This is a genomic window from Rhodococcus sp. B7740 (assembly GCF_000954115.1).
Taxonomy (GTDB): domain Bacteria; phylum Actinomycetota; class Actinomycetes; order Mycobacteriales; family Mycobacteriaceae; genus Rhodococcoides.
In genome coordinates, this window is the sequence record NZ_CP010797.1 from 89,998 (window position 1) to 108,474 (window position 18,477).

21 protein-coding genes and 1 riboswitch are annotated in these 18,477 nt (G+C 63.9%); of the genes, 3 read left to right on the top strand and 18 right to left on the bottom strand.

Going from position 1 to position 18,477, the window contains the following annotated elements; genetic code table 11:
* Nucleotides 1–4: 4 nt before the first annotated feature.
* Together NY08_RS00365 and NY08_RS00370 are read right to left on the bottom strand one after the other, a co-directional pair.
* Nucleotides 5–382, bottom strand: coding sequence for a DUF6941 family protein (locus tag NY08_RS00365; RefSeq protein ID WP_045194249.1), 378 nt, complete (start codon nucleotides 380–382; stop codon nucleotides 5–7).
* The gene (locus NY08_RS00370; protein ID WP_144407289.1) at nucleotides 379–1,200 is read right to left on the bottom strand and encodes a hypothetical protein; all 822 of its coding nucleotides are present in this window, start codon (nucleotides 1,198–1,200) and stop codon (nucleotides 379–381) included. The genes NY08_RS00365 and NY08_RS00370 overlap by 4 nt, the downstream gene beginning before the upstream one ends.
* Nucleotides 1,201–1,473: 273 nt before the next feature.
* Nucleotides 1,474–1,592: riboswitch (SAM riboswitch) on the top strand.
* A 151-nt stretch (nucleotides 1,593–1,743) separates the two neighbouring features.
* On the opposite strand from NY08_RS00370, the gene NY08_RS00375 reads away from it, so the two are divergent.
* A complete protein-coding gene (locus tag NY08_RS00375) occupies nucleotides 1,744–2,049 on the top strand; it encodes a mandelate racemase/muconate lactonizing protein (protein ID WP_235387047.1) in 306 nt (101 codons plus the stop codon).
* Nucleotides 2,050–2,088: 39 nt separating this feature from the next.
* Here NY08_RS00375 and NY08_RS00380 read toward each other — a convergent pair whose 3' ends face one another.
* Complete coding sequence (locus NY08_RS00380) at nucleotides 2,089–2,553, bottom strand: nucleoside deaminase (RefSeq protein ID WP_045194251.1); 465 nt, start codon at nucleotides 2,551–2,553, stop codon at nucleotides 2,089–2,091.
* Between the two features lie 93 nt (nucleotides 2,554–2,646).
* Between NY08_RS00380 and NY08_RS00385 the strand changes: the two genes are divergently transcribed.
* On the top strand, nucleotides 2,647–3,048 hold the full coding sequence (locus tag NY08_RS00385; protein WP_045199450.1) for a PPOX class F420-dependent oxidoreductase: 402 nt from the start codon (nucleotides 2,647–2,649) through the stop codon (nucleotides 3,046–3,048).
* A gap of 43 nt (nucleotides 3,049–3,091) precedes the next feature.
* Here the strand turns inward: NY08_RS00385 and NY08_RS00390 are convergent, their stop codons facing one another.
* The 13 genes from NY08_RS00390 to NY08_RS00450 all read right to left on the bottom strand — a co-directional run bounded on the left by NY08_RS00390 (nucleotide 3,092) and on the right by NY08_RS00450 (nucleotide 15,408).
* Nucleotides 3,092–4,315, bottom strand: coding sequence for a type II toxin-antitoxin system HipA family toxin (locus NY08_RS00390; RefSeq protein ID WP_045194252.1), 1,224 nt, complete (start codon nucleotides 4,313–4,315; stop codon nucleotides 3,092–3,094).
* Nucleotides 4,312–4,572, bottom strand: a complete 261-nt coding sequence (locus NY08_RS00395; protein ID WP_032395135.1) for a helix-turn-helix domain-containing protein — start codon at nucleotides 4,570–4,572, stop codon at nucleotides 4,312–4,314. The genes NY08_RS00390 and NY08_RS00395 overlap by 4 nt, the downstream gene beginning before the upstream one ends.
* Nucleotides 4,573–4,831: 259 nt before the next feature.
* The gene (locus tag NY08_RS00400) at nucleotides 4,832–5,935 is read right to left on the bottom strand and encodes an alcohol dehydrogenase catalytic domain-containing protein (protein WP_045194253.1); all 1,104 of its coding nucleotides are present in this window, start codon (nucleotides 5,933–5,935) and stop codon (nucleotides 4,832–4,834) included.
* A 10-nt stretch (nucleotides 5,936–5,945) separates the two neighbouring features.
* A complete protein-coding gene (locus NY08_RS00405; RefSeq protein WP_045194255.1) occupies nucleotides 5,946–6,905 on the bottom strand; it encodes an ROK family protein in 960 nt (319 codons plus the stop codon).
* Complete coding sequence (locus tag NY08_RS00410) at nucleotides 6,902–7,570, bottom strand: HAD-IA family hydrolase (protein ID WP_045194257.1); 669 nt, start codon at nucleotides 7,568–7,570, stop codon at nucleotides 6,902–6,904. Before NY08_RS00410 ends, NY08_RS00405 begins: the two co-directional genes overlap by 4 nt.
* Complete coding sequence (locus NY08_RS00415) at nucleotides 7,567–8,454, bottom strand: TIGR03619 family F420-dependent LLM class oxidoreductase (RefSeq protein WP_045194259.1); 888 nt, start codon at nucleotides 8,452–8,454, stop codon at nucleotides 7,567–7,569. The genes NY08_RS00410 and NY08_RS00415 overlap by 4 nt, the downstream gene beginning before the upstream one ends.
* Nucleotides 8,451–9,248: a VOC family protein gene (locus tag NY08_RS00420; protein WP_045194261.1), complete on the bottom strand. Its 798-nt coding sequence runs from the start codon at nucleotides 9,246–9,248 to the stop codon at nucleotides 8,451–8,453. Before NY08_RS00420 ends, NY08_RS00415 begins: the two co-directional genes overlap by 4 nt.
* Nucleotides 9,245–10,144 carry an NADP-dependent oxidoreductase gene (locus tag NY08_RS00425; RefSeq protein ID WP_045194263.1) on the bottom strand — a complete coding sequence of 300 codons (900 nt, stop codon included), beginning with the start codon at nucleotides 10,142–10,144 and terminating at the stop codon, nucleotides 9,245–9,247. Before NY08_RS00425 ends, NY08_RS00420 begins: the two co-directional genes overlap by 4 nt.
* Nucleotides 10,141–10,959, bottom strand: a complete 819-nt coding sequence (locus NY08_RS00430; protein WP_045194265.1) for an SDR family NAD(P)-dependent oxidoreductase — start codon at nucleotides 10,957–10,959, stop codon at nucleotides 10,141–10,143. Before NY08_RS00430 ends, NY08_RS00425 begins: the two co-directional genes overlap by 4 nt.
* Nucleotides 10,952–11,947 carry a zinc-dependent alcohol dehydrogenase gene (locus NY08_RS00435; RefSeq protein ID WP_045194268.1) on the bottom strand — a complete coding sequence of 332 codons (996 nt, stop codon included), beginning with the start codon at nucleotides 11,945–11,947 and terminating at the stop codon, nucleotides 10,952–10,954. The genes NY08_RS00430 and NY08_RS00435 overlap by 8 nt, the downstream gene beginning before the upstream one ends.
* Complete coding sequence (locus NY08_RS00440) at nucleotides 11,944–13,134, bottom strand: MFS transporter (RefSeq protein ID WP_045194270.1); 1,191 nt, start codon at nucleotides 13,132–13,134, stop codon at nucleotides 11,944–11,946. The genes NY08_RS00435 and NY08_RS00440 overlap by 4 nt, the downstream gene beginning before the upstream one ends.
* 4 nt (nucleotides 13,135–13,138) lie before the next feature.
* Nucleotides 13,139–14,176: a ketoacyl-ACP synthase III family protein gene (locus NY08_RS00445; RefSeq protein ID WP_032395031.1), complete on the bottom strand. Its 1,038-nt coding sequence runs from the start codon at nucleotides 14,174–14,176 to the stop codon at nucleotides 13,139–13,141.
* Entirely contained in the window at nucleotides 14,173–15,408 is a 1,236-nt protein-coding gene (locus NY08_RS00450) for a sedoheptulose 7-phosphate cyclase (RefSeq protein ID WP_045194274.1), read from the bottom strand. The genes NY08_RS00445 and NY08_RS00450 overlap by 4 nt, the downstream gene beginning before the upstream one ends.
* A gap of 169 nt (nucleotides 15,409–15,577) precedes the next feature.
* Here NY08_RS00450 and NY08_RS00455 point away from each other — a divergent pair, with 169 nt between their 5' ends.
* Nucleotides 15,578–16,183, top strand: a complete 606-nt coding sequence (locus NY08_RS00455) for a TetR/AcrR family transcriptional regulator (RefSeq protein WP_045194280.1) — start codon at nucleotides 15,578–15,580, stop codon at nucleotides 16,181–16,183.
* A 12-nt stretch (nucleotides 16,184–16,195) separates the two neighbouring features.
* On the opposite strand, the gene NY08_RS00460 is transcribed toward NY08_RS00455, so the two are convergent.
* Both NY08_RS00460 and NY08_RS00465 read right to left on the bottom strand, forming a co-directional pair.
* On the bottom strand, nucleotides 16,196–17,524 hold the full coding sequence (locus tag NY08_RS00460) for an aspartate aminotransferase family protein (RefSeq protein WP_052683679.1): 1,329 nt from the start codon (nucleotides 17,522–17,524) through the stop codon (nucleotides 16,196–16,198).
* A gap of 1 nt (nucleotide 17,525) precedes the next feature.
* On the bottom strand, nucleotides 17,526–18,470 hold the full coding sequence (locus NY08_RS00465; RefSeq protein WP_045199454.1) for a choline kinase family protein: 945 nt from the start codon (nucleotides 18,468–18,470) through the stop codon (nucleotides 17,526–17,528).
* Between the last annotated feature and the right edge of the window lie 7 nt (nucleotides 18,471–18,477).

The following is an 18,477-nucleotide window of genomic DNA, read 5'->3' on the forward strand; positions in this document are numbered from 1 at the left end:
GGCGTCAGCCGAAGACAATGCGAAGCCCGACGCTCGCTGTGGCCCCACCGGCGCTGAGGATGAAGTTGTGCCGTCCTTCGGCGCGGAATACCATCTGCATCGGCAGGAACCAGAATCGATTCTCGCCGGTGAAGCCGGCACCGGGGATCTGCAGGCCACGCTGATTCACGATGTGTTCGCCTTGTGCGTCGAGCACTTCGAGAGTCGCTTGAAAATCCTTACCGATGTCGTCGGGTCCCGTCTGCAGCAGTGCGACCAGTCGGCATTCGAGCATACGGGTCTGGCGGGGAACCGTGCAGGTATCCCAGACGCCGCCGAGGATGTCGAGCATGTCGTTGGAGGCTCGCGCATACTCGGCGAAGAACAATCCGGTGATGATCATCGGTTGAGGTCATCCGTTTCGTAGTATCGAAGTGACTTCATGGCGTCCAGGACGGTTGGGCGCAAGGGTGCCGGCACCTCGTATGTCCCGTCGCAGACCAGCCACCCGTCGGCGATGAATTGGTCCAGTAGGCCGCGGAGCATCAACGCAATGATGTGTTCGTACAGATCCCCGGAGTGGGCCGAACCGACTTCCGGGAGCCGCTTCCGTGGAGTGCTCGTCATCGCGGCGAGAACTATCTGTCCGGCAACGACATCGGGGGCTTGCGACTGGCGGAGTGGGTCCTCGCTGAGGAAGTACCGGCGGATGACGTGCGAGAGAGCCGTCCGGTGGGCGGCCAGCGAGCCGGGAAGTGAGTGGGCGAACTCGTCGGCCCAGGGACCGCGTATCGCTTTGGTGGATGTCAACTCGATCAATCCGGCCGCCGTTGCCGCGTCCCACAATGTCATCAAGTTGCGGATGTCGCGCATGGATCGTGAATTCCGCGCACGTGCGTCCAGATCCACCCCGACGGCCTTCGCCAGCTCGCTGACCGACCCGGGCCGGGGAACACCTGTGCCGGTGATCGGTCGTGACGTACCGAGCCAGTCGAGGAGCGAACGAAGCTGCGCTATCGGCTTCGATGCGGTCAGCGCTGCGAATTCGTCCTCGGCGGTCGGTGGTGTGAGCTCGATATCGTGGGGCGTCCGTTGTTCGACCGGGGACTCGACTGCTGGCTTGATGTCGTCGGCGAATTCCGTGGTGGTGGTACGGGATCCTCGGCGACCGAACAGTGGAATCACGCGAGCGAGGTTGCTGTCTGTTCGGTCGGAGGGCACGAACACAGCATAGGAAAAATGTGGGCCCTTCGACGGTACGAGCCGAACCGCAGGTCGTCTTCTGGACACGTTCATGCTGGTCGCGATGGACGGCAACGATGAATACGACGAGCGCGATACCGCAGCCCTCAACGTCCCACGGGAGCTCGGCCCGAGGCCTGCACCGAAGCGGTCATGACAATCCAGTGCACGACCTCGGTGCACGGGTGCGTGCAGTGGCTGCCGCTTTCGGCCGATGGTGCGTGTCGTACCTCTCGGCTATGGTCGGGAGAGGTTCATGAGTGGCAGTTGTCGGTACCTGGCCGGCTGTCCGGCAACCCCGTCTCCATCGACAGGGTGCCCCAGGGGAAGAACCGGCGCGTCCCGCAATCGCAGGCGCGCAAGTCGATGGAGGGTTGCACCTCCAGAATGAGGCGAACAGTGTCCGGCAGTGACGAACTCGAAGCAGCGCAGGCGAAGTGGGAACTTATTCCGCCGGAACGCCGTCGTACTTGGTGCCAAACCCTACTGAGTTACCCGCCGATCTGGTACGGCGTGTTCCCGATGATCGAGACTCGGAGCCGGGTGCTCGAAGGCGGATACGCCAATGCGGAAGCCTGGATCGACCTTGCGAAACGTGCTGAGGCAGTGGGTTTCACGCCGCAGACGTGGTTGATCTTTCGGCAGAGTCTCGAGCCCGCGTATCTGAAGGATCGGTTCCCGTCCCATCCCGAGAACATGCCGAAGCGGCGCGGTAACGGCGGTGTCGAGACGGTGGTGGTCGATCCCGAGGACTTCTCCGAATGGCCATGGCTGTTCGAGGCGGGGTATCGCGCGGGCGAGGCGACCTGGCAGGCGCTGGCTCGCTGACTTACTCGAGCTCGGACAGGACCGGTTGGTCGGTGCCGCCTATGCGTCCTCCCCGATGTCCTCGAACCACAGGCTCGGGCGCTCGGCGAGCATGCGTTCCATCAGCTGCACGCATTCGACGTTGTCGACGACGTCGACCTGCACGCCGTGCGCGCGTAGCAAGCTCTCCGATGTCTCGAACGAGCGGTTCTCACCTACGACGATCCGAGGAATCTCGTACAGCAAAGCGGTTCCCGCGCACATGAAGCACGGAGACAACGTGGTGTAGAGCACCGACTTTCGGTACACCGAGGCGGGGAGTCGGCCTGCTCGTTCGATGCACTCGGTTTCACCGTGACGGATTGCGCTGTCCATCTGGACTCGGCGGTTTCGACCCACCGCAAGAACTTTGCCATCGTGGACGAGTGCCGCGCCTATCGGAACGCCGCCTTCATCCCAGCCGATCTGGGCCTGTTCGATTGCAAGTCCGAGGAAGTACTCGTCGGTGCGTGCAGGATCGGTCATGGGTCCTCCTCGGCGTCTATGAATTGTAAGAGTGATCCTTTCAGTCGACCAGGCATCGAACAGATTGCCAAGCGGGTGAGTAGCGTGGTGACCATGACTTCTTCGGACAAACCGATTCACTCGCTGGGCGACGAGGCCTTCGTCTCGCTCACCACGTTTCGCCGGTCCGATGAACCCGTGTCCACGGCCGTGTGGATTGCTCGTGACGGAGATGACCTGGTCGTCATCACCCCCGCCGAGAGTGGCAAGGTCAAACGCATCAAGAATTCGGGGCGTGTCGAGCTACGGCCGTGCAACAGGGGAGGGAAAGTGCCCGACGGCGCGACAGCAGTGGCTGCAGAGGCACGAATCGTCACGGGCTCGGCTGCGGATCGCGCCACTGCGAAACTGAAGAAGAAGTACGGGTTTCAGTACCGACTGGTGATGTTGATCGAGCGAGTCATCGCCCGCCGTCACAAGCCGCGCGTCATACTCGCCATCAGTGCTGCCGAGTAGCCGAGTCCGTTGCAGCACTGACGAACATGAATGGTGCTCGAGGTCAGGACAGCTCTGTGCAGCGTTCATCGAGCAGTCGTTTCAACTGCCGCGTTTGCTTGTCATCGAATCCGATCGTGTCGACTTCATCGATTCCGCTTCGAACACCTGCGCAGACGTCGTCGAGGATTCGTCGAGTCGCTCGCTCGGGCATGCCCAACCGGCCGGCGGACTCGACGAAATGCTCACGTGTCCAACGGTTCGCGCGCCCGTAGAAGCTCAACGCCATCGGATCGCTCCACGACGCGTAGGGCTGCGTGCACAGGAGGTCGTAGGCAGGTGTGATCGACCAAATTCCGCGAGTGTTGTTGTGTATCGAATAGTTCTTTCCGTGCAGATCGCCGTTCCCGATCGCATACGAATAGGCCGTCAAGCGAAGAAGTTCGGCAGTGGCCTGGCGCGCGGAACCGCCGCCGCGCTCGACAGTGTCGGCGAGCAGCGCAATCACCGCTTCGGTCTTCATTCGGTACTTGGACGCGGGATAGAGCCCGGCTACTTGGCACGCATCCTCTTGCGGTAGCCGTTGTTCACCGATCCGATCGAATCGCGCCACCAGCAGACCGCTGACTCCCTTGTCGTCCTCGATCACCCGGTGATCCGGCACCGAAAGCCCGCATCCACGTGCCAGATTCATGAAGAAGCTCTCGTTATCCACCAGTCGCGGGAGTCGCGCGGGCGGGGCCAGTTTCAAGATGGCAGGCCCGGCCGTAGTCGATACCGGGGTCGAGTACATCTGCGCGGACACTTTGCCCTGAACGCCCGGCAGGGCGGACGGATCCTGACTCACCGACTCACCCGTGGCCAAGGAATCGAACAGGCGACGAAGATCGGGAACACGATGTCTCGAATCGAATGCAGTGCCCACCAACGACATCTCTTGACCGCGTGGCAGCACACGAACGTCTCCGACGGTGTCCGATCCGACCGCCAGCAGCAGAGTGAAGTGATCGTCCTCGGATGTCTTGGTAGCCGTTACCACTCCGGTGAGACGGACGCCTTCGGGCAGTAGGCCCGCGAAAAAGGCAGGGACGCTACCGCCCGATGCCCGCGTCTCTGCGGACGACTTCGGAATCGACCACGCGAGATTCGGCGCAGAAGCGCTGTCGAGGTAATCGCTGTCGTACAGAAACTCGACGTCGTTGCCCACACGCGTCAGTGAGCCGGCGAGAAGGTCGCCTTTGTAGACATCGGCTACATCGACATCCCGCAGCTCGGATACCGGGATCATGTCGCGTCCAGTGGCGGCACGGGCGATCCGGCGCGCGTGAGCAACGTGATCTCACAGCCCAGCGCTTGCGCGACAGCAACCGCGCCGTCGAGCTGCACCGTGTCTTTTCCAGCTTCGAGTGCCTGGACTGTCGAGCGCCCCACGCCGGCGAGCAACGCCAACTCGGCCTGAGTCATGCTCAACTGATGCCGACGCGCGACGAAGGCTTCGGCCAGCTCGCTGGGATGCTTCCTGACTCGTCGTCGTGGTTCGGCCATCATCTCTCCTTGTGCTTGCGAAAGCATGCATATCGGAGCTTACATCGCGAAACACGCGGTGAACAGCCTTATGCTTGTCAACATAGGCATATAAGAGCTGGACGAGCTTGCTGACACGTTTTACCTAGCTTATGCATGCTTTCTCATGCGTAAGCATGATCTTACGGATGAGCAAGGGACGCGGTACGGACTTGGGCCTGCAAGCAGCAGCCGCGCGTTGAGGGGCGGAGGTCGACGAGTAGTCCGAAGCGAGCGGCGGTCAGTCGTGGCTGTTGAGGTCCACGACCAATCGGATCACGAGTTCGTCGTCGACGATTCGCGTTCGTTGCTCGCAGATGGTGTTCATCAATGCCGTGCCCTCGTCTATCCCGCGTCGGTGGGTGAGAAGTCCATCGATCGAGTCCTCGGCGAATGTCAGTGCCGTTGCTGCTGCGGTGAGTTGACCGTTCGTGACGCCCCGGTTGCCCGTCAGCGCCACGCGCTGAGAGCCGCGCGTGAACGTGGTCACCGCAGGCGGAGTCGGGCCGCCGGTATTGGCCTGCCGCACGCCGGCGATATCCACGCCGGGGAGCAGATCGGAGGTGGCCTTGGCAGGCACCCCGCCGATCGGGTGTACCGCCACCACTCGATCGCCGAGACGTCGCAAAGCCGCGTCGATGGACGCCACCGTCCCGGCGCGATGGGTGGCAACGAGTACTGCGACCGATCCGGTGAGGTGTCGCTCCCACTCGTCATCGACGGCGAAGTTCTTCACGTACGGGAGATGGTTCGCAGTCCACTTCGTACCCAGTTCGGTACGGTGCACCATCGCGACGTCCACGGTGGGGAACAGGACGGACCGAGCGAGTGTGGCTGCGAGATTGCCGATCAAGCCGTCCCCGAAGATCAGCAGTGTCTCTGGGGTCTCCCGCGCCAGGCACGAGAGTGCATAGCGCACGACGGCGTACGGTTCGACGAGAGTCGCCCGGGCACTGGACAAATCAGTCGGAAGTAGCGACACCAATCCGCCGCCGACAGCGGACGCGCCGATGACGACGCGCTGCTGGAACAACCCCTCGACGTTGTGGCCGAGGAGGAACGACGAGTCGTGGGGGTGCGTCGGATTGACGACAACACGATCGCCGACGGCGAACCCCGACACCCCGGTACCGACCTCCATAACACGGGCAGCTCCCTCGTGCCCGACGATCGGGGACGGATCGTCTCGGTCACCGCGCACGATCTGAATGTCCGTCCCGCACAACGACACCGACTCCGGGGCAATCAGAAGCTCTCCCGGCCCGGGCGTCGGCGTCCGACGCTCTTCGACGGTCGAGTGGCTGCCCTGTCGAACGATGGCGCGATGAGTCGATTGCGTTGTCATGGAGCCTCTTTCAGATCTTGGTGGCGCGCAGATAGCCGTCGGCTATGGCGTCGGCTCCGGCCAGAGTGTCGATGTCGCCGGGCCTGCAGAGGTGGATGATCTCGGCGACACGCTCCGAGGTGAGGGAGTCGGCGTACGAGCGTGTCTCCGCGAGTTGTTCCTCGAGCTCACGTCCGTAGAATTCGCACAGTCCCTCCGCGACGCCACCGCCGATGCCGATTCGGTCCAAGCGCGGGTCGAGGGTGATCATGGTCCTGATCAGTTCGGCGATCGGTTCCACCACAATCCGTAGCAACCTGGCCGCGTCTGCGTGTCCGGCCGTAAGCGACGCCGCGAAGGTATCGACGTCGTAGCCAATGCCGAGTACCTCCGCGACCGCCTCTACTCCGGGGCCGGACGAGATGGACGAAACGTGCCCGATGCCGCCGCATGCGCAGGGCAACGTCCGCACTGCCTCCGGGGCTGAACTCGTTGCCCGCAGATGGCCGATCTCACCCTGTAGACCTCGGTGGTCGACCGGGATGGTTCTGTCGGTGAGAACTGCAGTGCGCGCGGCGATTCCGCTGCTGATCGTGAGGTAGGCGATGTGACGGTCGGTAGGTCGAGCGAACCCGAGTGCGAACGACGCCAGCCCAGCCGTCACGTCGTTGACGAGCCGCCATCGCACATCGGGGCGTCGAGAGGTCAGGACGTCGAGCAGGGGAATCTCACCGGTCGGCGCGCCTCCCCACAGGGGCCCGGAACCGAGGGCAACACCGTTCTGCTCGTCGAGCGCAGCGCCACACGAAATGTTGGCCGCGGCACCCTGTGGAACATGGAGATCGAGGGTATCGACCAGTTGCTCCAACAGCTCGTCGGACGGTGTGCCGGGCTGCCTGATCGAGCTGGGAGACGGTAGCCGCTCGGTGGCATCGCCGTGTCGGATGCGCAACCACGTCCCGCCGAGATCGACCGAGACGGTGGTGCTCACGTCACCCCGTCCACGTCGATCACCAGACCGCCGTCGCTTACCGCCACCCGCATCGATTCGAAGTCGTGTACGCGGGCAACCTGTGGACCGGACTCGTTGCCGATCGCGATGCACCGCGCGCCGGCGGCATGAGCTGCGGCAATCCCGGCGTCGGCATCCTCGAAAACGATGCACGACTCGATCGCCACACCCAATTGCTCTGCGGCATACTGAAATCCCTCGGGATCAGGCTTGCCGACGGCGACGTCCTCGGCGCACACGGCAACACGCGGCGTCGGAAGTCCGGCCGCGGTGAGGCGTCGCACCATCATCGAACGCGACGCTGACGTCACCACCGCCCATCGGTCCGGTGGCACCGCGTCGAGAAACTTCTCCGCACCGGCGATGGGCCGAACCGGCACCAGGTTCTGGTGTTCGCGTTCTCGAATCCATCGGAGCGCGGCACGGAGGTCTGCAGTGGGGCCGAGTACACGCAGAACGATGTCGGCGGCCAGTCGCCCCGGCAGGGCCTTGGCCATCACGGCCTTGTCGACGCCGTGGCGTTCGGCGAACTCGAACCACACCGCCTCGATCGACTCGTGGGAATCGACGAGTGTGCCGTCCATGTCGAACAGGAATGCAGCTGCCGTGATGGATCCGCGAAGCGGGCCGGGCTGCAGACTCATACCGTAGCCTCCGCTCGCATCCCCAAGGCGTCGCCTGCGTAGCTGACGAGCTCGAGATCGTCTGCGGTGGAGCGGCGTAGTCGTTGGTCGCCCGGGTCGGTATCGAGAACCACGGTGCCGGCACCCAATTCGCTGAGAAATCCGATGTCGGTACGGATCTGATCCACGGTCCCGTACCCGAGAGGACGATTGGGCGACTGCACCGGAGTGTCGGTGGGCAGAAAGTAGATTCTCGGGACGAACTCCTTGTCCTCGTGCAGGGCTCGCGATCCTGCGATGCACAGTTGTCTCGACGGGTGCAATGGATGCCAACCGGTGCCGCGGGTATTGGTCCGGTCGATCGCAGCCGGGCCGTTGCCACCGATCCACAGCGGCGGATGTGGCGACTGCACCGGCATCGGTCCACCGTGGATACGGCGGGATGTGCCGCTGGCACCGGGGGATTCGTAGGTCTCCGACGCCCAGGCGGCTGCCAGGGTGTCGAGTGTGGTGTCGGTCAGCCTGCCCCGGCGGTGGAACGGAACACCCAGAACGTCGAACGCTTGCGCCGTCCAACCCACGCCGACTCCGACGATGAGTCGTCCGGCGCTGAGCCGGTCGATCGTTGCGGTGGCATGCGCGAGGTATGCCGGATGGCGATGGCTTCCGATCAGCACTCCGCTACCGAGACGGATCGAGTCGGTCTGCCCGGCAAGCCACGACAGCGTCGTCAGGCATTCGTAGAACGGCGCGGGGGAGCGGCGATTCGCATCGTCGGTCAGTACCACGTGATCCGAGAGCAGGATGTTGTCGAATCCGGCCGATTCGGCAGTGCGTGCCCACCCGAGGAGCCCGTCCGGATCGATCTGTGGCCCGAAGTTCGGCAGATTGAGTCCGTACTTCACAGCGCACCCGGAAACAGTCGACGTGCGCCGGTGTTCCGATCACTGGTGGGCAGGGTGAGGAAATTGCCACCGTTGGCCGTCAGCGGCCGGGCACCGTGCTTGCGTCCGATGTGATGCTCGAACAGTTCCACATTGAGCTCACCGACCGAGACCATTGCCATCCTGGAAGTACCTTCCACATCGAGATCGAATTGCGCTCGCATGAAACCGCGGTCTGCTTCGATCTCGGTGCGCAGTACCTCGGTTGCGGAGTGCGAGGCCACCAGCTGCGCGATGGTCGCATCGAGATCCGCCACGCTGTACCCGGAATGGTCGAGCCCTCGGCAGGTCGGCAGCAGCGCCGAGGGGATATCGTCACGTCGATGATGCAGCCGGGCGTCGGTGTGGCCGAAGTAGCCCGGGGTCTCGGGCCACTGCTGCAGCTCGAACAACGTGCCCCACGGCGATCTGAAGTAGATCCACTTGTTGCCGGCAATCGGACCCTTGGGGACGGTGATCACATCGCCGAGCAACGAAACATCCTGCTGTTCATCGAGGTAACCCGCTGCAGCATCGATGTCTCCGACGGTGAAGCACAGGTGATTGGTTCCCACATCGACTATTCGCGGCGGGGTCTGTTCGGCCGAAGCCGATGACGTGAACTCGACGGTGACGCTGCCCGAGACCGGCACCGAGGCACCGTCGGTGGCAGTCGCGCCGACGAGCGACGCGACGAAGTCAGCGGCCTGGTGGGCGTCCGGGACGGTGATACCTATTGTAGTGAGCGATGTTTCGATTCTTTCGGTCGTGGTCATGGGATCAGCAGTACCTTTCCTCGGGTTCCACCGGCTGCAAGGAGCGCATGCGCCTGCGAGGCCTCGTCGAATCCGAATTCGCGGGCAACGGGGACAGTGAGCGTGCCCGCCGAGACGAGCGCGGAGATCTCCGCCAGTCCCGGTCCGTCCTCGTTCACATAGCTCTTGCCCGGGGTGATCCCGCGTTGTGGTTGTGGTTGGTCGCCGTCCTCGATCGAGACGTACGCGCCGCCGTCGCGCACGGAGTCGATGGTCTCGACCACGCCTGCGGTGTCGACGACGGCGTCGTACTCACCGGCCTGCAGGTCGACGGGTTTCGCGAACACTCGGCGTGCGCCGAGCGCGAGCAGATCTTCGGTGTCGGACTCTCGCGCGAGGGCGTCCACTCGGTGGCCGCGGCCGATCAGAATCGCCGACGCGATGCGTCCCACCGCGCCCGCAGCCCCAGTCACCAAGACTGTCGAGTGCGCTGCGAGGGTAATCTTGTCGAGTTGCTGCACGGCGGTGAGAGATGCGAGCGGGATCGCTGCCGCATGCGCCAGGCCGACGCCGGTGGGCGCGTGTGCGAACAGAGATTCGTCGGCGACCACACGCTCGGCATAGGTACCGAAACGATGTGCCGGCTGCGCAACCATCCCGATCACGGTGTCGCCCGGTGCAAATCGAGTCACCGACTGTCCGACGGCGACGACGGTGCCCGACACATCCCAACCGAGGACCGCGGGGTACGTCAGTTCGATCGGTAGAAATCCCGAGCGGGTCTTGAGGTCGACCGGATTGACGGCGGCCGCAGCCACCGACACCGTGATGTCTCCCGGTCCGGCGACGGGTTCGTCCACGTCGGCGACAGTCAGTACTTCGGGTTCACCTTTGGCGGTGATGACAACGGCCTTCATGCGATCTCCTCTCGTTCGGCTGCGGGCACCAACTCGCCCGCGTACCGTGCGTTTTCCTCCGCTGCGGTCAGCACGAGGCCGCCGTCGACGGTGATGGTGGTACCGGTGAGGTAACTCGATGCCGGTCCGGCGAGAAAGACTGCGGCTGCGGCAACCTCGTTCACCCCGGCGGGCCTGCCGAGGGGAATGGCCGGCCTCGAAATATCCGCGTATGCGGATTCGTCGACAACTCCGTTCATCGCGGTTGCTGTCTCCCCGGGAGCCACCGAATTGACGCGAACACCGTGCCGCGCGAACTCGAGCGCGAGTACCTTCCCCGACGCAGCCAACGCTGCCTTGCTGGCGCAGTAGATCGCGCCGCCGGTGATGGGCACCGAATCGTGAACCGAGGTGATGTTGACGATCGAGCCCGCGATGCCGTCCGAGATCATGCGACGACCGACAGCCGATGCCAACGTAAGTGGCGTGACGGTGTTGATCGCCAGGACATCCTCGATCCGTTGGACATCGAGACCGTCGGCCGAGGACCGGTCGTTGACGCCGGCGTTGTTGACAAGGCATCGGATCTCGCCGAACGTGCCGATCGCGCCCTCGACTGCGGCGACCGTGGCCCGCGCGTCGCGCAGATCGAGCTGGAGCGCAGTCGCGTCGACGGGATACGACGCTCGAATATCGTCGATCAGTCGACTGACTCGGTCGGTGCCGTTGCCGTATCCGAGGATCAGGTTGTGTCCCTCGCGTGCGAGGGCCACGGCGATCGCGCGTCCGATTCCGCTACTGGCACCGGTGACAACGGTGTAGCCGGGTCTACTCAACTGCGATCACCACCTTCGGGCGTGTCCTGTGGCTTTCGAGACGATCGAAGGCCGCCTTGGCGTCGGACAACGGGACCACGCTGTCGATGAGCGCCGCCAGGGCGGGACGAATGAGCGGGAAGAGCGCCGCAGCACGGCGATAGTGATCGACACCGTGACGAATCCCGATGATCGAGATACCCGCCAGCGCAACCGCTCCGGGGTCGATGGACTCGCAGTGCGCAGCCACGCCGACGAGAATGCACTTTCCACCGGGGCGCAGAACCCCGATTGCGGTGCTCAGTGCGCCGACGCCGCCCGATGCCTCCACGACGATGTCGTAGGGCCCGGTCAGAGCGTCGGCCTCGGTGAAGGTCCGAGCCACCGCGCTTGGGTCGAGGTGCTCGATGCATCGTGGTTCGAGAATGTCGACGGTGACGGGGTAGCGGGAGAGCATGGCCACGGCGAGACTGCCGATGGTTCCCGCCCCGACGACGAGGACCCGATCGCCCGGCGACACCGATGCCGCGTCGACAGCTTCGAGTACGGTCACCAGCGGTTCGATGAGGACATGTTCGGGTTCGGCTGTCACCCGTCCCAGCGAGACCACGGCGCGCCGCGGCATGACGAGGAATTGTGCTGCAGCCCCGCCGTGTTCGTAGAGGCCGACCTCGCGAAGATCCGAACACTGGTTTCGTTTACCCGATCCGCAGGCCGTGCAGGACTGACAGAAGAGCATGGTGCTTCCGGTGACCGCGTCACCGGCATCGAGATCGCGGACGCCGCTGCCCGTCCGTTCGACCACGCCGACCCACTCGTGGCCGAAGTGGTGCGGAAAGGACGTCTTCCCGTCGGTCAGGTACGAGGACGTGCCGTGCAACAGTTCCAGATCCGTACCGCACAGCCCGACGTACGAGACAGCGACCACGACGTCGTCCGGACCGCAGACCGGTGCGTCGAGCTCGACGATCGAAACGGAATGCGGCGCGTCGATCACCGCGGCTCTCATGCGGCCACCTGTGACGCGCGACGACTGACGAACAGCAGCACCACCGCGCCGACGGCGAGGACCGCTCCGATGGCAGGCAGGACCGAGACGCTGCTGCCTCCCGACAGGGCGATGGAACCGATCCAGGCACCCGCTGCGTTGGCGAGTTGGAACCCGGCGATGTTGACGGTGGCCGCGAGGTGGGGCGCTTCACTGGCCGCGCCGATCAACTTCGAGGCCAGTGGCGGGATGATCGAGAAGCCCGCGGCACCGAGAACGAACATCCACGCGAACGCGAACCATGCTGTGCCGCCGAAGAGGAACAGGACGACGAGTGCGCCCGCGAGTGCCGTCAGCGCCGTGTACAGCGTTTTGTTCAGTGCTTTGTCTGCGAAGTATCCGCCGAGCTGGTTGCCGACCACCGAGCCGACGCCGAAGACGAACAGCACGATGGTGACGGTCGATGCGGAGATGCCGGCGTGATCGGTCAGGTAGGGCGCGATGTAGGTGAACACCACGAACAGCGCGGCCTGGCTCAGCGCCGTGAGACCGATTGCCCACAACACCGGTCCGCGGGTGAACACGCTCAGTTCCGAAGTGACACTGCCGGTCTGATGCGACGGTGCTGCTCGTCGGGTCGAGGCGATCAAGGCGGCGGTGACCAACAATTGGAAGAGCGCGACGATGGCGAACGACCAACGCCAACCGAGCTGCGAGCCGATCAGCGTCCCCAACGGAACTCCGAGGACGGTGGCGAGGTTGAGCCCCAGCGTCACGCGTGCGATGACGCGGCCCTGAAATTCCGGTTCCACCAGCGATGTTGCCAACACCAGGCACAGTGCGAAGAACGTCGCGTGGGGGAGCGCGGTGATGATTCGGAAGACCACGAGGGTCGCGAAGTTCGGGGCCAGCGCGGTGCCGATGTTGCCGATGACGAACAAGGCCATCAAAGCGGCGATGAGCGGGGTGCGAGGGACTTTGGTGGTGGCGATGGTGAGAAGGGGGCCGCCGATGACCACCGTGACGGCGTAGATCGTGATCAGCAGGCCCGCAGTCGAATCACTCACACCGACATCGGAGGAGATGTCCTGTAGAACTCCGGCGACGAGGTATTCGACGGTCCCCACCCCGAACACTGCGAGCAGCATCCAGATGATGGCCGCGTTCGCGTTGACCGCGGGCGCTTCGTGACGTGTCTCGGTGACCATTGGTCTATCCCTTCGTGGTGTTGTCGTGGCCGGTGTACTCGACGACTGCGCATCCCCAGGTGAACCCGACGCCGATGCCGGTGAGCATGATTCGGTCACCGGGCTGCAGGGTTTCGGTGTGCCGGAGCAGGTCGAGGCCGAGCAACGGGTCGGCAGCGCCGGTGTGGCCGATCTCGCGCCCGAGTTCGACCAGCGTCTGGTCGGGCTTGATCTTGAGAGGCTCGAAACACTGCTTGCGCAGCAGAACGTTGCCGAAGTTCGGGACGATCCACCTGCCGATCTCGCCGTGATGGGTCGCCGAGTCACCCAGTGCCGTTTCGGCACAACGGGACAGAGCCGCTGCGTTGCGGGACCAGAACTCGTCGATGGAGTGCGTCGCGGTGAAGCCCGCGACGCGTGCTCTCAGGTCGATGGGCCCGTCGGTGTCGTAGACCGGCATGTCCAGGCTGTCGAAGCCGCGGTGCATCTGTTCGAGGTGCGCATCGCTGACCACGGATGTCGACAGGATGCGGAACGGGCCGAGATCGGGGCCGACGACGGCGGCGGCCGCACCGTCGCCGTAGACGAGTCCGCTGTCGGACTTCCACCGGTCGAACAGTGGCATTCGCCATGCGTCGGACGCGGTCACCAATCCCTTGCCGCGTCCGTCGAACCAACGACCGATCATCTCCATGCCCACGATCGCGCCGGCACATGCGGTGCGGATCTCGATGGGCAGACAGTCGTCGATGCCGAGTTCGTTCTGGATGTACGCACCGCAGTTCCAGGCCTCCAGACCGTTGTGCAGAACGACAGCGTGTACCAGAAGATCGATCTCGTCAGTGTTGATTCCGCTGTCCTGCAACGCGGCTCGGCCCGCGAGGACGGCCATGTCCGGCGCGGACTCGCCGAGGTCGGGATTCGAGACCGCGACCGACGTCTGCCCGGTCTTCTGGTGCTCGACCGAGTCGAATCGCCCCGCCGCGACCATATCGGCCGCCTGCACTCGGCTTTCGGGTAGATAGGACCCGAAGCCCTCGATGTACAGGCTGTCCCACTTCATGACGCGACCTTCGTCACCGAGACTTCACCGTTGGCCAGCCCGGTGTTCTTGCGCGCGAGAAGAGTCAGCGCGGACGCGATCTCCTCGTTGGTCACATCGTTGGCGAAATGGTGTCCGCCGATACCGACGGGCAGCGGCAGTCGCTGACGTCCGTCTCGATGGCGGACGGTGTCTGCGAGTGCGGCGTCGAGCACGCCTGCGGTGGACAACACGTCGTTCCAGACGGGGAGGCCGAGCCGTTTCATCACCGTGAGAATTCGGTCCAGATCCTCTCTGCTGAGGCTTCCGCGCAGGAAACCCAGCGCTGAGGTGAGCGCCATGTCGATGCTGACGGCCTCGCCGTGCAGCAGAGCGGGCAGAGCCTCCATCTCGAGTGTGGGCGAGAACGTGTGGCCGTAGTCCACGCATCGTTCGAGGCAGGACTCCCACAGGTTGGGTTGAAGCTCCTCGAGCATGAGGTGGATCGATTCGGCAATGACCTGCGTTGCAGCAGTGTCGAGTTCGCTGGACGTACCTTGAAAATTGTCGGCGATCAGGCATTGACCGTAGGTTTCGAGCAGCTCGAACAGGTCGACCGACTTGATCAACGCCATCTTCAGGATCTCGGCGAGACCGTTGGACAGGTGTCGGTCGTCGAGGGTGCGCAGGAATGAGCGGTCCACGTAGGTGGCGATGGCGGGGGCGTACGTTCCGAGGCGGTTCTTGCCCATGCCGTAGTTGACACCCGTCTTGACGCCCACTCCGGCGTCGACGAGACCGATCAAGGTGGTGGGAATTCTGATGTACGGAGTGCCGCGCCGATAGACACTCGCGGCGAATCCGACGACGTCGAGCAGCACGCCACCGCCGACGGCGATGACCGGCTCGCGTCGTCGGTCGATACCGAATCCGTTCATCGCGTCGACGACGCGGATGACCGAGCTCCATTCCTTCACCGTTTCGTCGGCGCGCATCGGCACGAACGATGCGGCCACCCCGTGGTGCTCGAAGTATCTCCTGATGCGGTCGCCGTGGATGCGATCGACATTGGAGTCGATCACGACGAGGCGTCTGTCTCCCCGGGTCAGCGGTGCTGCGCTGCAGCCTTTCAACAGCTGGGCGTTTTCCGTCTCGAACAGGTTCCGTGCGGCGATGACGTGGTACTCGACCTGCTTCACCGCCTCGACCTTCCACGCCGAGTCGGTGTCTGCGCTGTGACTGAGTCCGAGTTTGAATGAAGCGGCACTACGCATTTCGATCCCCCTGGACGGTGATATGCACTCTCGGGCTGTATTCGCTCTCTTCCGTGCGGCGCCGAACCGAAGTTCTTGCAGAAGCGTAAGGGATTCGCTTAGTGATCGCTACAGGAGTAGAGTAGATCACAGCTGAATAGAACTGTTGCGATGTGACACAGGAGGGCCTATGGCCGGCGTGCGAGGGCAGGGGCGCAAGTTCGATGTCGACTCTGCGCTGGACAAGGCGATGTTCGCCTTCTGGGAGCACGGGTACGAGGGCACCTCGGTGTCGATGCTGACCGGTGCCATGGGCATCAACCCGCCCAGTCTCTACAGTGCATTCGGCGGCAAGGAGGGGCTGTTCTTCGCAGCGGTGGACCGCTACCTCGCTACGCGCGGGGACTTCATGGCCCGGGCGTTCGCCGAGGAGCCGCAGGCCGCCAAGCTCATCTCACGGCTGCTGTACGACGCGGCTGTGCACTACACCGACGATTCGTGTCCGGGGGGCTGTCTGATCATCAGCTCGGCCGTCGGCGTCACCGACGCCAACAAAGGGATAGCAGATCGGTTGCGGGACATGCGCAATGCCAACGTCGCGCTGCTGTCGGAGCGCATTTCGGAGAACATCGCCGACGGCATCCTGCCCCCGTCATGGGAGCCCGTCGACATAGCGGAATTGATCGGTGTGATCATTCAGGGCATGTCCCAGCGCGCCCGGGACGGCGCAACGCGGGGTCAACTCGAACGAGTGGCCGACAGAACCTTGGCGTCGCTGGGCCCGACCGACGCCTGACAGACATTCGTATCAGGCCACGACCGCCGCAAACATGTCCAGGAACAGGTCGACGTCTCCTGACTCGATGGTCAACGGCGGTCTGATCTTCAATGTGTTTCCGTACAAGCCGGTGGCCGAGATCAACACCCCGCGTTCCTTCATCGCGTTGACCACGCGCAATGCCTCGGCCGGATCCGGTTCACCTACCGGGCCGATGAATTCGACTCCGACGAACAACCCCGCACCACGGATGTCACCGATGGAATCGATACCAGGGGCAAGTCCTCGCAGGCCCGTCAGCATGCGCGAACCCATCGAGGCGGAGTTGGCGACCAATTCCTCGTCGCGGATCACGTCGAGAACTGCTTGCGCCGCAGCAACGGTCACCGGATTGCCACCGAAGGTGTTGAAGTAGCGCAGGTCTCGTCCGAACGACTCGGCCAACGAACTCTGCATGACCAGTCCGGCAATGGGCATCCCGTTACCCATCGGTTTGCCCATCGTCACGATGTCGGGCAGCAAGCCGTGCCGCTCGAAGCCCCACATCGAGGCGCCAAGGCGGCCGAATCCCGGCTGCACCTCGTCGGCGATCAACAGCCCACCTGCGGCGTGAACGACGTCCGCTGCAGGCTTCAGGAACGGTGTCGGCTCCGGCAAGATCCCGTCGGAGGCGAAGATCGAATCGACCATCAGCGCAGCGAAACCGACACCACTGCAGACCAAGTCGTCGATCTGTGCCTGCACCTTCTCGGCGAACCACGTGCCCGGATCGCCGTCCACCCGGTACGCATCCGGTGCCGGAACCGTCCGCACCCACTCCGCGTCGCGGACGGACGCCGGACCCATCGACGGCGAACACGCCGCCACATCTACGGTTCCACCGTGATATGCGCTTTCGGTGACGATGATGCCCTGACGGCCGGTCGCGTGCCGTGCGATCCGGAGAGCGAGGTCGTTCGCCTCGGACCCGGTACACGTGAACATCGCCGTGCTCAGGTTTTCCGGGAAAGTGCCGACCAGATCTTCTGCGTAGCCGATCACGGCCTCGTGCAGGTACCGCGTGTGCGTGTTGATCCTCGACATCTGCCGGGTGACGGCGTCGACAACCCGGGGATGGCAATGCCCCACGCTGGCGACGTTGTTGTACATGTCGAGGTATCGAGTGCCGTCGGCGTCGTAGACGTACGCACCCTCTCCGCGGACCAGCTCGAGCGGAGACTCGTACATCAGGTGGTAGGCGGGCCCGAGGACGCGCCTCCGGCGTTCGACCAGATCGAGCGTGCGAGTGCTGAGTCCCACGGTCGAGGATGCATCGAATCCGTTGACGCTCAGGGCTCCGACGCGATCGAGAGTGGTCACCTCACAACCCCTGCAGCCAGAACGCCCAACGCGGATCCGCCATCTTCATCCTCGCGCGGGCGAGCTTCCAGGTTCCGTACTTGTGGTAGTCGAAATCCCATGCGGTGCTGAGCTTGTGGTTCATGCAACCCCACAGGCCCCACTTCACGTCCGCGAGCGCGCTGCACACCTGCACGCGAGAGATCATCGACCACTCGGCCTTGCCGTAGAACTCCTCGATCAATTCCATCGTCTGCTGCTCGCCGTAGAACATCTCGGTGATCATGACGGCGAGCTCGTAGGCGCGGTCGTTGTTGGATGCGAACTCGTAGTCCACCAGTTTCATCGGCAGGCCGTCGCCGATGAGGATGTTTCCTGGCATCGGGTCGTTGTGACATGCGACCAGATCCAGGCCGGACGCCATCATCGCGTTCTTCGCCTGCCCGTACTCGGCGAGGATCAGCTCTGCGTCGCGCGGCAACCGCACACCGAGTTCGGCAACCTGATCGAGGTGTTCGTCGATCATGTCGAAGATCGTCTTCGTGATGCTGAGCTTGCTTCCCGAATGAAGCACGCGATACACATCGATCATGCCCATCGGGATCTCGGGACGCTTGAGGTCGCCGTTGGTGCACGCCCGGTAGCCTTCCAGGAATTCGATCACCTCCACTCCGGTCACCGGATCGAACAGCACCACCTCCGGCCCGATGTCCAGAGCGCCTGCCCGGCGAGCGGCTTCGTTGGCCAGTGACCGGTCGATGAACGAATCCGTCCCGGCGCCGGGGAGTTTCATGAAGTAGCGCTTGGGTTTCCCTTCGACGGTGATGCGCCAATTGCTGTTCATCAACCCTCCGGGTACCGGAGCGTAGGTGATGTTCAGGCCCTCCCACTCCGCAACAGCGGCCAGAGCCTTCTCCACCTGCCGTTCGGGCTCGGTTCGGGCAGATCCCAGTGCGATCTCGTTCATGGCCACC

Excerpts from the sequence above, each read along its gene's own strand:
- NY08_RS00380 (WP_045194251.1), bottom strand. The coding sequence starts at position 2,553 with ATGACCGATCCTGCACGCACCGACGAGTACTTCCTCGGACTTGCAATC.
- NY08_RS00450 (WP_045194274.1), bottom strand. The coding sequence starts at position 15,408 with ATGCGTAGTGCCGCTTCATTCAAACTCGGACTCAGTCACAGCGCAGAC.
- NY08_RS00440 (WP_045194270.1), bottom strand. The coding sequence starts at position 13,134 with ATGGTCACCGAGACACGTCACGAAGCGCCCGCGGTCAACGCGAACGCG.
- NY08_RS00435 (WP_045194268.1), bottom strand. The coding sequence starts at position 11,947 with ATGAGAGCCGCGGTGATCGACGCGCCGCATTCCGTTTCGATCGTCGAG.
- NY08_RS00455 (WP_045194280.1), top strand. The coding sequence starts at position 15,578 with ATGGCCGGCGTGCGAGGGCAGGGGCGCAAGTTCGATGTCGACTCTGCG.
- NY08_RS00365 (WP_045194249.1), bottom strand. The coding sequence starts at position 382 with ATGATCATCACCGGATTGTTCTTCGCCGAGTATGCGCGAGCCTCCAAC.
- NY08_RS00375 (WP_235387047.1), top strand. The coding sequence starts at position 1,744 with ATGATCGAGACTCGGAGCCGGGTGCTCGAAGGCGGATACGCCAATGCG.
- NY08_RS00390 (WP_045194252.1), bottom strand. The coding sequence starts at position 4,315 with ATGATCCCGGTATCCGAGCTGCGGGATGTCGATGTAGCCGATGTCTAC.
- NY08_RS00385 (WP_045199450.1), top strand. The coding sequence starts at position 2,647 with ATGACTTCTTCGGACAAACCGATTCACTCGCTGGGCGACGAGGCCTTC.
- NY08_RS00400 (WP_045194253.1), bottom strand. The coding sequence starts at position 5,935 with ATGACAACGCAATCGACTCATCGCGCCATCGTTCGACAGGGCAGCCAC.
- NY08_RS00410 (WP_045194257.1), bottom strand. The coding sequence starts at position 7,570 with ATGAGTCTGCAGCCCGGCCCGCTTCGCGGATCCATCACGGCAGCTGCA.
- NY08_RS00445 (WP_032395031.1), bottom strand. The coding sequence starts at position 14,176 with ATGAAGTGGGACAGCCTGTACATCGAGGGCTTCGGGTCCTATCTACCC.
- NY08_RS00395 (WP_032395135.1), bottom strand. The coding sequence starts at position 4,572 with ATGGCCGAACCACGACGACGAGTCAGGAAGCATCCCAGCGAGCTGGCC.
- NY08_RS00465 (WP_045199454.1), bottom strand. The coding sequence starts at position 18,470 with ATGAACGAGATCGCACTGGGATCTGCCCGAACCGAGCCCGAACGGCAG.
- NY08_RS00420 (WP_045194261.1), bottom strand. The coding sequence starts at position 9,248 with ATGACCACGACCGAAAGAATCGAAACATCGCTCACTACAATAGGTATC.
- NY08_RS00425 (WP_045194263.1), bottom strand. The coding sequence starts at position 10,144 with ATGAAGGCCGTTGTCATCACCGCCAAAGGTGAACCCGAAGTACTGACT.